This is a genomic window from Acinetobacter sp. BZX-2 (genome assembly GCF_055179795.1).
The window spans coordinates 3512508-3525486 of the sequence record NZ_CM143686.1; the positions used below are offsets into that span (position 1 = coordinate 3512508).

The 12979-nt window shown below is 36.8% G+C and carries 10 protein-coding genes and 1 pseudogene; 2 read left to right on the forward strand and 9 right to left on the reverse strand.

The window, feature by feature from the left end; all coding sequences use genetic code 11:
• Nucleotides 1-216: 216 nt before the first annotated feature.
• On the forward strand, nt 217-1425 hold the full coding sequence (locus tag ACY45D_RS16520; RefSeq protein ID WP_005202188.1) for an IS256-like element ISAba26 family transposase: 1209 nt from the start codon (nt 217-219) through the stop codon (nt 1423-1425).
• Nucleotides 1426-1494: 69 nt separating this feature from the next.
• Here ACY45D_RS16520 and ACY45D_RS16525 read toward each other — a convergent pair whose 3' ends face one another.
• From ACY45D_RS16525 to ACY45D_RS16555, 7 genes and pseudogenes are all read right to left on the reverse strand, one after another.
• Nucleotides 1495-2673 carry a DUF4268 domain-containing protein gene (locus ACY45D_RS16525; RefSeq protein WP_463107681.1) on the reverse strand — a complete coding sequence of 393 codons (1179 nt, stop codon included), beginning with the start codon at nt 2671-2673 and terminating at the stop codon, nt 1495-1497.
• Between the two features lie 72 nt (nt 2674-2745).
• On the reverse strand, nt 2746-5655 hold the full coding sequence (locus ACY45D_RS16530) for a type I restriction endonuclease subunit R (protein ID WP_463107682.1): 2910 nt from the start codon (nt 5653-5655) through the stop codon (nt 2746-2748).
• Nucleotides 5656-5787: 132 nt separating this feature from the next.
• Nucleotides 5788-5949: pseudogene (locus ACY45D_RS16535) on the reverse strand (hypothetical protein); the annotation flags it as partial.
• A 44-nt stretch (nt 5950-5993) separates the two neighbouring features.
• Nucleotides 5994-7097 (reverse strand): PD-(D/E)XK nuclease family protein, encoded by a 1104-nt coding sequence (locus ACY45D_RS16540; RefSeq protein ID WP_463107683.1) that lies wholly within the window; start codon nt 7095-7097, stop codon nt 5994-5996.
• An 8-nt stretch (nt 7098-7105) separates the two neighbouring features.
• Nucleotides 7106-8287, reverse strand: a complete 1182-nt coding sequence (locus tag ACY45D_RS16545) for a restriction endonuclease subunit S (RefSeq protein ID WP_463107684.1) — start codon at nt 8285-8287, stop codon at nt 7106-7108.
• Nucleotides 8287-9300, reverse strand: a complete 1014-nt coding sequence (locus ACY45D_RS16550; protein WP_463107685.1) for a virulence RhuM family protein — start codon at nt 9298-9300, stop codon at nt 8287-8289. Before ACY45D_RS16550 ends, ACY45D_RS16545 begins: the two co-directional genes overlap by 1 nt.
• Nucleotides 9300-10871: a type I restriction-modification system subunit M gene (locus tag ACY45D_RS16555; protein WP_463107686.1), complete on the reverse strand. Its 1572-nt coding sequence runs from the start codon at nt 10869-10871 to the stop codon at nt 9300-9302. The genes ACY45D_RS16550 and ACY45D_RS16555 overlap by 1 nt, the downstream gene beginning before the upstream one ends.
• Nucleotides 10872-11077: 206 nt before the next feature.
• On the opposite strand from ACY45D_RS16555, the gene ACY45D_RS16560 reads away from it, so the two are divergent.
• Nucleotides 11078-11527 (forward strand): hypothetical protein, encoded by a 450-nt coding sequence (locus tag ACY45D_RS16560; RefSeq protein ID WP_463107687.1) that lies wholly within the window; start codon nt 11078-11080, stop codon nt 11525-11527.
• Nucleotides 11528-11643: 116 nt separating this feature from the next.
• Here the strand turns inward: ACY45D_RS16560 and ACY45D_RS16565 are convergent, their stop codons facing one another.
• Both ACY45D_RS16565 and ACY45D_RS16570 read right to left on the reverse strand, forming a co-directional pair.
• On the reverse strand, nt 11644-11871 hold the full coding sequence (locus ACY45D_RS16565; protein WP_463107688.1) for a helix-turn-helix transcriptional regulator: 228 nt from the start codon (nt 11869-11871) through the stop codon (nt 11644-11646).
• 89 nt (nt 11872-11960) lie between these two features.
• Nucleotides 11961-12905 carry a recombination directionality factor gene (locus tag ACY45D_RS16570; RefSeq protein WP_463107689.1) on the reverse strand — a complete coding sequence of 315 codons (945 nt, stop codon included), beginning with the start codon at nt 12903-12905 and terminating at the stop codon, nt 11961-11963.
• Between the last annotated feature and the right edge of the window lie 74 nt (nt 12906-12979).

The window sequence follows — 12979 nt, forward strand, 5'->3', positions numbered from 1 at the left end:
GAAAAGTAAAATATAGGAATAAAGTATAAATAAGCAAATGGAATGAAATCAAAATTTAATCTGGCAGACGTACAAAGAAATGGGGAACTATCAGATCAAGTCGGAACTAATACAATGTAAGTTACTAAAAGCAGCCCTGCAGGGACTGTTCTAAATTTTGTGTAAGTACTTAATTTTCATTTATCCTTCAGAGGATAATTACAAAAGGTACTTCACATGGATGAAGCAACAATCAAAAGTATGGCTGCCGAATTGGCTAAAGGTCTAAAAACACCAGAAGACTTAAACCAAATGACAGCAGTCTTTAAAAAATTCATGATTGAAACTGCACTCAATACTGAACTTTCAGACCATCTCGGTTATGAAAAGCATCAGTCCAGGAAAGGCTCAAATAGCCGTAATGGGTTTAGTTCTAAAACCATTACAACTCAAGATGGACAACTGGCTTTAGATATTCCCCGTGATCGAGAAGGTTCATTTGAGCCACAAATTATCAAAAAGCACCAAACACGCATCACCAGTATGGATGACCAAATCCTCTCACTGTATGCAAAAGGAATGACTAATAGGGAAATTGTAGCCTTCTTCAAAGAAATGTACGATGCCGATGTCTCAGCATCTCTCATCAGCAAAGTTACCGATGCTGTGATTGAGCAAGTGACTGAGTGGCAAAATAGAGCCTTAGATAGCCTTTATCCTGTTGTCTATCTTGACTGTATTGTTGTCAAAGTCCGTCAGCACTCCAATGTGATTAACAAGTCCGTATACCTTGCTTTAGGCATCAATATGGATGGACAAAAAGAATTACTGGGTATGTGGATTGCTCAGACAGAAGGTGCCAAATTCTGGCTGTCAGTCATGACAGAGCTAAAAAATCGAGGAGTACAGGACATTCTTGTTGCCTGTGTAGATGGATTAAAAGGCTTTCCTGACGCGATAGCCTCCGTTTACCCTCATACTGATATTCAACTGTGTATCGTGCATGTTGTACGCAATAGCCTGAGATTTGTAAGCTGGAAAGACTACAAGGCTGTTACCTCGGGTCTGAAAGCGATTTATCAGGCAAGTACAGAGGAAAATGCTTTAAAGTCCCTAGACATCTTCTGTGATCAATGGAATCACCAGTATCCCAAAATTGGAGAATCCTGGCGGGCCAATTGGGAAAATATCCGAACGATCTTTAGCTATCCAGCCGAAATACGTCATGCAATTTATACAACAAATGCGATTGAGTCGTTGAATAGCGTAATACGCCATTCAACGAAGAAGAGGAAAATCTTTTCATCTGATGACTCAGTAAAGAAGGTCATTTACTTAGCAACATCAAATGCTGCGAAGAAATGGACGATGCCAATTCAAAATTGGCGTTTAGCAATGAATTGGTTTACGATTCAGTTCGATGATCGATTAAAAGATCATTTATAAAAAATGGAACTTACACAAAATAATTTACAGGCTCGCCCTGCATTGTTTTACCTCAAATTATAAGCATTTCTACTTAATAATTTGATAAGCCTCAATCATATAAGGTCTAAATGCATATTCAAGTTTTTGAATATGCTCCAAATGCCACACTGTATGTGTTTGCCAAAGCTCTTGACTGTACCCATCCACTTCGATGCAAAATTCTATTCTCGAAGATTTCTTATCCTCTAATTTTAACCAATTTAAAGCATGACCAAATTTCCGTTCAATTTCGTCTTTTCTATCATAAAAGAAATCAAATAACTTTTTATTTTCGATTGCATCCTTACGTGCAAATTCAATGTCTACTCGTAATGCTTTTTGCAGAAAAATAAGATGATACGTACATTGCGACACCCCTGTTGCAGCACTTAACCAATGGTCAGTTTTAGGGCTAATATTGTTATACAAAGTATTATTCTGCTGAAGGAAATAACCCAATAATTGTTCCCAATATTGATAACGAACATCTGTACTATCAGTCCGCTTTATTTTAGCAGTAGTTTCCTCTGCATCTTTGCGAGTTAACCGCACCATATATTCAGATGCTTCAGGCACAGGAATGATTTGCTGAATGTCTACCAATAATTGACCACTTAGCATATACGGTGACACCTTTACACATTTCACATCAATCTCACGGTCGATCAACCATAAAGCCGTATTCGTAACTTCCTTACGAAACTCACCTGCAACTAAAATGATACGCTGAGAATTACGTGGATTTAATGTAACAACTTGAGTATCTGTTTCTTGATTCTCATCTAAAAATCGTTGGATTAAAAGTTTCGCCGTGTTATGAACTTGGTCACCATCAAAAGCATTATCATCTAAATCAGGTAGTTGTGGTTTATTCTTGAGCAAGTATTTAACATATACATCTTCAATATCGTCTGATGTAAATGGAGCTACATAGGATGCATATTTAATTGCTTGCCAGACAGCATCACGCCCACTGTCATCACGTTTATTTTCAATCAGTACTAATCGACCTTGGGTATCCAGTGCTAACAAATCTAATCGCTCACCAGTGCCATCAAAGCCATTATATTCCTTTTGAATAATTAATAACTCTTCACCTAATGCTTCTGGATGGCTAACAAGCCACTCTTGTAAGTCATAACGTTCTGTGAGTTGCTGTTCACTGAGTTTAGTACCATCTAATGGTTTTAATTTTTTGTTTGTTGTATCTACGGTATATAAACTCATATTTCCCCACAATATTTAAAAGTATGCAAACAAGCTTTCTGAAAGACCTTTCCAAGAAAGGTCACTAATATTTTATATTTTTAAATTATAACGACTTAACAAATCAGACATTTTTGTATGAAGCTCTGAGAAGTAACGATTACGCTTTAACAAAGGTGGCTTTTGTATCGGTAGCTCTTTAATTTCATGAAGAAGCGGTAATCGCTCAGTAAACTTAAAGTTATCGGCAACCTTATGAAATTCATTTTTTTTCAACTGTTCATCACGACAAAATAGATCATAAGCTTGCTGTTTTTCTGTATCCCAGAAAGTAGCAAAAGCTTCTCGTACGGTTTGCCCTGTAACCATTTTCGGGATTTGTTCATTGATAAATTTTTCAATCAAATCTCGTTTATCGTATAAGGAAATATCATTGTTTAATATTTCTTTGAGCTGTTTGATTCTCTTCTCTCGCTGAGCCTGATTCTTCTCTTTAGCGATTAGACCAAGTAGATCCATGATGTAATCAACATTGATGCGATCACTAAACAATAAATCGAGTTGAAAATCGACTTCATCCAATACAGAAGATTTTTCTACTGCGTTATCAGCCCGCTGATACATAAAGGCTAAATCTTTGTATTTAGAAGAGTAGTCTTCAAAATTTTGTTTGGTTAATGACGTCGTATCTTGGTCATATTCCGAATACATGCGTAAACGGTTGTTCAGCTTCATCACTTCACGGAAGGCATGAACAAAAGAGAGTTTTTCACTTTCCCGATATAAATCATCCACAGACTGACACGTGGGTACGATACTGAATAATGTCCTTACAGCTGACTCATATTGTTGTATGACTTGTTCATAAGGCTTCACAATCACGGTGTCTTGTGCATCCTTATTCGAAAACATAATCAATGCTTCATCTGTCGCCTGTTTAAGGTTTCGAAAACAGACAATATTTCCAAAAGGCTTCGCCTCGGTATAGACCCGATTGGTACGTGAAAATGCTTGAATGAGACCGTGATGTTTTAAGTTCTTATCGACATAAAGGGTATTCAATAATTTTGAATCAAAGCCTGTAAGGAACATATTTACCACAAGCAAAATATCAATCTCTTTGCCTTTATTTTTGTCTGTACCATAAGCTTTAAATCGACTGCTTATATTTTGATAATAATCATAAAACCCTGTGCCTAAGCTATAGTTGGTATGATAAAGCTGATTATAGTTGCCAATGTATTGGGTTAATTTTTGCTCTGCAGCAGTATCTACGTGTTTAGGTGTTTCAACTTCCTCTTCAGCAATAAAATCCCCATCGTTATCAGTCTCTTGCTGAGTTGAAACCTGTGCATAAGAAAAGATTGTAGCGATATTTAATGGTTGATACAGTTCATTATTTTGCTGTGCTTGTTGCAATAACTCAGCTTGTACTTGTTCAAACTTATCGTAATACTGAATCAGGTTCGGAACAGAGGATACACAAAACATCGCATTAAATTGGCGTTGTTTAGTCTTACTTGGATGAGCTTCTATAATTTTACGCACAATTTTTTCAATGCGATCTTCACTTTCAAAAAGTTCTTTTTTATTAATATCTTCGACTTTTTCCTGTTCCGCTTCATCTTCTGCATTTTGATGAACAAAGCGCCCTAAATAATCAATATGAAATGGCAAGACATTACGATCATGAATTGCATCAACAATCACATATTTGTGTAGCAGTACAGGGAAGAGGTGTTCCGTTGTAAACTTTTCACCACCGACCGTGTGGCTATTTTCTTTAAAAATTGGTGTACCTGTAAAACCAAACATTTGCGCATTTTTAAAGAATTTTTTAATTTTTTGATGGGTTTCACCAAACTGACTACGGTGGCATTCATCAAAAATAAAAATAACCTTTTGCTCTTTAAGAGCAGCCATGTCATGTTCATAACGCTCATTAGAAATTGCATTATTGAGCTTTTGAATGGTTGTTACGACTAAACGATTATCCAAAGAACGGAGTTGTCTAACGAGATTTGCAGTATTGGTGGTACTGTCTACACTGTTTTCACGGAATTTATTAAATTCTTCGGCAGTTTGACCATCTAGATCCTTTCGGTCGACCACAAAAATCACACGCTGAATTTCAGGATTTTTGATCAGTAATTGACTGGCTTTAAAAGAGGTGAGTGTTTTACCTGATCCTGTAGTATGCCAAATATAGGCGTTGTCTTGTGAGGTTTTGACATGCGCAATGATCTTTTCGACCGCATAAATCTGGTACGGACGTAGAATCATCAAACTATGGGTAGACTGATGCATGACTATATATTGCGTCAGCATCTTGGTCAGATGTTGCGGAGCTAAGAATGCAGCCGTGAATTGAGTCAGGTCATTAATATTTTTATTGTTTTCATCTGCCCATGGGAATGCAAACTCAATATTTTGTGTGCCATTTGAATAGTACAGGCAGTTCACCCCATTACTAATCACAAAGCACTGGATAAAACCGAATAGACCCTGTCCTGATTTATATGCTGTTTTGGCATATTCTAAAGTTTGTTTAAACGCTTGGCTGATTTCTACACCACGTTTCTTCACTTCAATTTGTACCAATGGGAATCCATTGACGAGTAAAGTCACATCAAAGCGACTACTGCGCCCATTCAGATCACGGTGATCTGCAACAATCTGGTTGGAAACTTGGAAAAGATTTTCTTGAGTCCGATCACTGATAAAGTGGACGTGTTTCACCGTGCCATCATCGAAGTTGACTGGGCAACGATTGCGTAATAATTCTGCTTTTCTAAATATTGTGGTTTCGCTACTCAGGTAGTGCCAAACCTGCTGCCACTCTGTATCTGAAAATGGTTTTGCAATTTGATTTAGATACTGTATTTGTTTTCGCAGATTATCCAATAAAGCTGTTTCATTACGAAGCTGAACCCTTTCATAACCTAAAGTCTGTAATTGTTCGATTAATAATGCTTCTAATTCAAGCTCTTTTTGGATACTCACTTTGCAATCTCTTCAATTTGTTTATAAATTTCGGATCTATATCAATTCAGCTTTATCAAAATAGCATTGATCGATCAATTGTTCTACATTTACACGCGATAAAATCATGATATTTGGGAAGAACTTAGAACATCAGGCTTTGAATAATTGTTTAACCAAACTCAGAATATATTCCAAATTTTCTGTGTCTGATACGGCGATTTCACAATCACCATTTCCCCAATGTCCAACATGGCTAACGTCTCTTGCGATGTGCTTTGGATCATCCAATGCATCGAAAGGCATATTTAACCAATTTGCCATGTTATCACCTTATTTCTAATGCTTTAAATAAAACCCTAAGTTCTTAAAGTAGTTTCAATTACATTGAGTAAATTTGCTTTTTCAAGTATTAAAGCTTCAATGGCTTCAAATGTATTTTCAGGTGCTCTCCAAAAGACACACAACCAACGCTGGCTTTGACTACGCTCACCTTCGATATGCCATTTTAAGAATCTTGAATCTTGTTGTGTCTTTAACATCATTAATATTTGTTCTTCTTTTTCTGTGGGAAGATTCAAAATATATGTCGTGACATCAAATACAGTCCGTCCCTTATAGTCATGAATATGCAGTGTTGTATTTGACAAGTTTCCCCAGTTTTCATTGTAAAAGCGGATACCTCCCCAAGATTCATATTTGTTCTTGGATAAATACGCCTCAATACTTTGATTTAATTGTTGACTAATGTTCTCTACGACCTCTTTAATCGTATTGATTCTTAGTTTTTGTAAAGCTTGTATTTCTTGATAATTTTCAAAGATAAATTGGACACGGTTCATATCTAAGTTCTGTATTTGATAATAGCTTTCAAGATGTAATAGAAATTCACGAGCAAACAAATTCCATTTATTCATTGGATTTGTCAGCATTTGCTCTGCAAGATAAGGGCGCACTGCATTGACTAATTGCTGATACGAGATACCAAACCAATTTTTTGCTTCACTTTTTCCTGAAATACTAATAATAAACCCTGAAACTTTTTTGTGATTTGCTCGCTTTTCTGCATATATTTCATAATCTTCAAAAGGGTTATTTTGCGAATGATAAATTTTTGCCTCAATGAGAAGGAGGTGTAGATCTGTTTCGATAACCAAATCAATTCGATTACTGCTATGAGTCATACACTCACGCTCTATACTTTCAATCTGACCTAGAGTTTGTTCAGGTGAAAGTTTGATTTCAGCAATAATAACATCGCAGAATCCTTTCCAAAAAACCTCACCTAACTCATGGGTTTCTAGAGGATTTAAGAAGAATTCAAGTAATTCAGTGGTCGGATTTTCGTAATGGTTACGAATAGCTGTATCGAAAAATGTTTTTTCTCGTATTGGGAATTTGAACTTTTCAGCTTCTTTTAAAATTTTTTGAAAATGCTTAAATGCTGAATTGGTTAAGCCCATGATTTTTCCTATACAAACATCTGCTGTAACAAGCCTTTTTTCCACTGTTTAGCTTGTTCAATTTGTTGAGCGACAACTTCAATCTTTTGGTCGATGGCAGATAAAAAATTAGCAATTTTGGTTTGTTCTTCGAGGCAAGGATAAAGAACAGGAACTTTTTTTAGGTTCTCTAAATTTAACTTTGGCTGTGCAGTCCCTGAGTTAAATTTTTCATAATTTAAGCTCTCTAGATAAGCAGCTAAAAAGAAATTATTGCCACTTTTAGATTGGAAAATATGTGCATGATTATTAACCCAAAATTGTCCTTGGACAACAAAAGCTAGTGCTGTAGAACGAGTTAAAATATTTGCACCATCTTCACCTATTAAAATATATTGACCATCAAATAAATAGCCATCTACATAATCAATAACACCTGATGCTCCAAAATAACGGTATGTACCTTGACGATTTTGTCTCTCAGTTTCACTTAAAGGTATGCGCTTACCATTATGAAAATTTACAATTTTACCTAAAGTCTGTTCCTCCCACTCCCCAAACTCACTACCATCATCCACTTTAAAACGAAGCTGCTGACTAAACAATTTTTGCATCATGCCTTGTTTATATTGGCTTAAAAGCTCATGTTCTTGGGTGAGTTGGCTAATCTTTTCATCCACTACAGAAAGAAAAGAGGCAATTTTTGTTTGTTCGGATTTTGAAGGTATCGCAAGGTCTATTGAACGAATTGCCTGAAAATTCAAACCTTCACGCCCACCACCTACTTGTTTAGATTGGATATGATTTTGACCATTTTCAGAACTCAAAAATGATTGAACAAAAATAGGATCATCATTTGGAGTTCGGATAATGCAAACGTGCTGATTAACATTTCCCTCAGAAAATACACTAGGAACAACACAACTACGTCCAATTGATGCACCTGTAATATTCAATAAAATATCATTTGCAAATACTTTACTGCCTGACATTTTTTTATGAGTAGTTTCAGGAATAAATACAACGTCATCTAATAAAAGCTGGTCATTGTTTACATTTTGACTTCTAATGAAAATAATACCTTCATCTGTATAAGCCTCTGCTCCACCACGAGGGGTACTTCCACTACCGACTTTAGAGGCAATTTCACCAATTTTCTTTAATACCCAACCCCCATCAAACTCTTTAAATCGTAACTTTGGCGTAGTCATTATTTTTGTTCCTTATTCTTTTTTACATCTTGCTCAAGCTGAACCAAATCCGCTAAATCATCCGCATCGGCTTTTACAACATCAAGCTGTTTACGCTTCAGATGAAACACATCATAAATCTGCTCAACCTGTTTTTCCATTTGCGCATGACTGCGAGAGCCTACATTAGGCAGAATAGGAAAATCATTAAACATCAGCAATTGGTCAATATTGTTACGCCAAAAACTCAACGTGAGATCCTTACGACTTTTGACACGCAGCTCAGCACTTTCTAGGAAAATGACCGTTAAACGATTTAAGCTATCCACTTCATCATGATTTAAATAATTCTTTGCAATTACAATATCACCCTTACGGACAATCGCTCCCTTCCAACTGGTCAAACCCATATTCGGCAAATCTGCATCTGCACGAGAAAGAATTAACTCAGCCGCTGTATTTTGAGTAATGGCATACAACAATTTATTCTGCGTTTCAGCAAAAAACATCTGTGTGGCTTTATCAGTCGAATCATAGTCCGAAGACAATGCCAGTAAATCACGCACTTTTTGATAAAAACGCTTTTCAGAAGCTCGAATATCTCGAATCTGTTCAAGCAATTCATCAAAATAATCCACCCGACCATCTGGATTTTTTAGACGATCATTGTCAATCACAAAACCTTTGATTAGATACTGTTTTAAATGCGTATTCGCCCATTTACGGAATTGCGTACCACGCTGACTACGCACACGAAAACCAATGGCTAAAATCATGTCCAAAGCATAAAAACGAACAGTATAATCTTTGCCATCTGTGGCAGTTATCAAATAATCCTTGATAACTGAATCTTCCAATAATTCCTTTTCATTCAATATATTTAGGATATGATTGCTTATATTTTGCACAGAGGTGTTAAAAAGTTCTGCAAGCTGTGCCTGATTCATAAAAATGTCGCCATCACGTGCATACAAGGCAACTTTGGCTTTACCATCATCGGTATGATAAATAATTAAATTTTCTTGATTGTCCATTACTTGGACTCTCCAAAAGGTGAGTTAATTCCAAGCTCCTGACAGAAATCTGCAATCACTGCATCTGTTTTTTTACTCTCTAATTCCAATGCTTGCAATTGTTGTGCAATCGCATCGAGATCAATTTCATCCTCAGCTTCAAAAGTATCGACATAACGTGGAATATTTAAATTGTAATCGTTGTCTTTGACTTCTTTCAAAGTAGCGACATGTGCATATTTCTCAATATCCTGACGGTTTTCAAATGCACCAAGGATGTTATCCAAATGCTCAGGTAATAACCTGTTTTGATTCTTTTGCTTTTCAAACTCATTGCTGGCATCGATAAACAAAATATCGTCTTGATGCTCACGATTTTTCTTGAGTACCAATACACACGTCGGAATAGACGTTCCATAGAAAATATTGGCAGGTAAACCAATGATGGTATCAACCACATTCATCTTTTCAATCAAATATTGACGAATCACGCCTTCACTCGAACCACGAAACAATACCCCATGTGGTAAGACGACTGCTAAGGTGCCATGCTCATCTAAGTGATGAATCATATGCTGCACAAATGCAAAATCTGCTTTTGTTTTCGGAGCAAGTTTGCCATAGGCTTTAAAACGATCATCATTCATCAGTAATGGATCGGCAGACCAATCCGCTGAAAATGGTGGATTTGCCACGATCGCATCGAAGCTCATGCCTATATGCTGTGGTTTTTTTAAAGTATCTTCTTGTTTAATATCAAACTTTGAAAAATGAACATCATGCAGAATCATGTTCATACGTGCCAAGTTATACGTGGTACGATTCATCTCTTGCCCGTAAATGGCATCGACATGGTTACCAACTTCACGCTTTACCCGAAGCAACAAAGAACCTGAACCACACGTCGGGTCATACACACTGCGTAAACGCTGCTTGCCTTGCGTCACAATACGTGCCAGTAACGTCGATACCATTTGTGGCGTATAAAACTCACCTGCTTTCTTGCCTGCACCTGATGCAAACTCACCAATCAAATATTCATAAGCATCGCCCAAGACATCAGATTCAGTATTGGAAATATCAAAATCAATCGCATCTAAATGAATGATGACTTTAGAAATCAGCTCATTACGATCATTCGCGTTGTTACCCAACTTGGTTGACGTTAAATCTAGGTCTTCAAACAAATGTGCAAAATCATCGGCAGAATCTGCATCTTGCGTACTTTGCTCAATGCTTTTTAAGGTCTGAATCAAATCATCTAAAATGAACTCATCTTGCTTCGCTCTGACAGCAATACTGTGAAACAGCTGATTTGGTTCAAGAAAATAGCCCATATTTTCTAGGCTTTCTTGTTTAAGTGCCTCTAAAAATTCTTGATGTTCTTCATTGCTCGAATCTAAGTCTGAAAACACAATGCCTTCATCGACAAGTTCAGCATTGGCACTGTTTAACACTTTTTCAGACAAATATTTATAGAAGATAAGTCCTAAAATATAATCACGGAATTCATCTGCACCCATTTTTCCACGTAGGGTATTGGCAATATTCCAAAGTTGTTTTTGCAGTTCTTGGAGCTGTACTTGAGTCATGTTAAAAAGTAACCAGAATCATCATTTTAGAATGCGGTTACTTTGACATATTTAGCGTCTTTTATTAAGTGGTATTTTTTCCAGTTCTGAGTGTTACGACACCTTGCGTCGTATGGATCATCTCACCCGATTGTTTTATTTCATTAAAAAGCTATTTTGGTCATAACAATTAAAAATATGAGTGAATCATGCTATTTGATAACGCAATGAATAAAGAATTACAGTCCTTTTCTCGAAATATTGCCTCCCAGTTACTAATAGGTGGAACAGGTTTACTCTGCCTTTATCGTGCAGACACAAAACTGGGTTTTACGTGGTATCAATTTAACAGTTTATACATTGTTGGACTTTTATTATTACTATGGTCTATGTATTTAGCAGCAAGTAATGCATCCATTTTAAACAATGACTATCGTGACTACCTTTGGCGTCAAGGTGAAAAATTTGACCGTATACGTTTAATGAAGTATCCCATAAAAGAAGATAACCATTTAATAGATATCTCAAAAACCTTTAAAGGCTTAAAAACTACAATCCTAATAAAATTCCGTTTAGAGGGCGCGTGTATCTTACTGATTTGGTTTTTATTTGCATTTGTCTATATATTAGGCATCATCATTATTTTTTTACAACAGACTAAGCTTTTTGGCTTTTAGTTTTAGATGGCTTCTAAAGCTTTTACAATTTCACCTTCAGTAGAAATCTCAAACTTTATATTAATGGTAACCACTAAGTTTTTAACAAAAAAATAAGGGAGCATTCGCTCCCACACTTATCGACTTTGTATCTTACCCTCAATCCATTGATGAACTTCCAAAGCAACCCATCCAATACGTGATTCACTTAAGCGAACTGGTTTTGGAAAACTTGGATCATAATACTTCGAATCAACATTAATCATCTCGTAGATTTTTGCCCGACTGATACTTGTGAATTGAATGACTTCTTTAATATTAATAATTTGATTCATCTGAAAGGTCTGACCTGTGAACGCATTCATGATGTTTACTCCTAATCATTGATGCGAGCGTCAATTCGCTCAAATGATTGAGCGATTCGTAAAAAATAACTTTTGCAGTTTCAACCTCTTCAAATCACGGAATGTACTGATCGTTGCAACCCCTGCTGAATATCCTGCACAAAACCCTCACTCTGATTCGACTTAAGCTTTGCTTTGGTTCTCGCTGTGGTTGTTGTAGTTTCAACTTGTTGGGTGTCAGTCTCTTGAATTTCATCACTATAAAACTCCTCCACTAAATCCAAACCTTCCTCCGCATTCACCTCAAACTGCCCATTACTAAAACCTAATCGTGCTGTTGCATCTAAGGCATTTTGATTAAAACCCACAGCTTTGCTTTGTTGATCAATGTCTTGCGCCATCTGAATCGCTTGTTGCAGATTGATACCATCACGGAGCGTTAAATCCACGTAATACACAGGTGTACGATAGCTTTGTGTAGTGGACTTACCTCTAAGGATGAGTTGCAGTGGTAGACATGAGAGCAAGCCATTTGATGCTGCATGGTAATAACTGAGTCGCGCTGTTAAAGTTCGAATACTGTTAAAACCCGTGGTTCTAAAGATGAAGGTGCCAAGTTCATCCGATTCATCCAAATTGACATGCAAACGTCCATAAGGTTTACAGTTACCACCTTGTGCCAATGGACATAGGTCAGGTGATGGGCAAGGATGTTGCTCAATCCCTTGATTGGTCAATCGTTGACAGGTTTCACCATTACCCACACAGACAGGCCTTGCTGTCTGACGGTCAAATAAACTGTACTCTGCACGTAAATTCAGTTCAGGATCATTAAAGATCATCCGTACTGGTATGGTTCTGAGCTTTTGATTGGATGCCTTGGCACGAAGCTGTTCATCCAAGGGGTGCTTCACCCATCCCTCCTTGCCTTGGATTTGACTGGTAATGGTAAATTGATCATCCTTTTCAGGAAGTCGTTTTCCATTCTTTTCGACCACTTTACCGATACTGATCCGTCCAAGTATCGGTGGTGTAATCGCTAAACCTTTAATCATGATCTGTTCCTCTTGGCTTGGTCTAAGCCTCAGCTTTTGGTAATTGTTTACGTTTGTTCGTTTGATATGTAGAA

What these genes read in the sequence shown, in the direction of transcription:
- ACY45D_RS16520 (WP_005202188.1), top strand. Translation starts at nt 217, where the DNA reads ATGGATGAAGCAACAATCAAAAGTATGGCTGCCGAATTGGCTAAAGGT.
- ACY45D_RS16525 (WP_463107681.1), bottom strand. Translation starts at nt 2,673, where the DNA reads ATGAGTTTATATACCGTAGATACAACAAACAAAAAATTAAAACCATTA.
- ACY45D_RS16540 (WP_463107683.1), bottom strand. Translation starts at nt 7,097, where the DNA reads ATGGGCTTAACCAATTCAGCATTTAAGCATTTTCAAAAAATTTTAAAA.
- ACY45D_RS16545 (WP_463107684.1), bottom strand. Translation starts at nt 8,287, where the DNA reads ATGACTACGCCAAAGTTACGATTTAAAGAGTTTGATGGGGGTTGGGTA.
- ACY45D_RS16550 (WP_463107685.1), bottom strand. Translation starts at nt 9,300, where the DNA reads ATGGACAATCAAGAAAATTTAATTATTTATCATACCGATGATGGTAAA.
- ACY45D_RS16555 (WP_463107686.1), bottom strand. Translation starts at nt 10,871, where the DNA reads ATGACTCAAGTACAGCTCCAAGAACTGCAAAAACAACTTTGGAATATT.
- ACY45D_RS16560 (WP_463107687.1), top strand. Translation starts at nt 11,078, where the DNA reads ATGAATAAAGAATTACAGTCCTTTTCTCGAAATATTGCCTCCCAGTTA.
- ACY45D_RS16565 (WP_463107688.1), bottom strand. Translation starts at nt 11,871, where the DNA reads ATGAATGCGTTCACAGGTCAGACCTTTCAGATGAATCAAATTATTAAT.
- ACY45D_RS16570 (WP_463107689.1), bottom strand. Translation starts at nt 12,905, where the DNA reads ATGATTAAAGGTTTAGCGATTACACCACCGATACTTGGACGGATCAGT.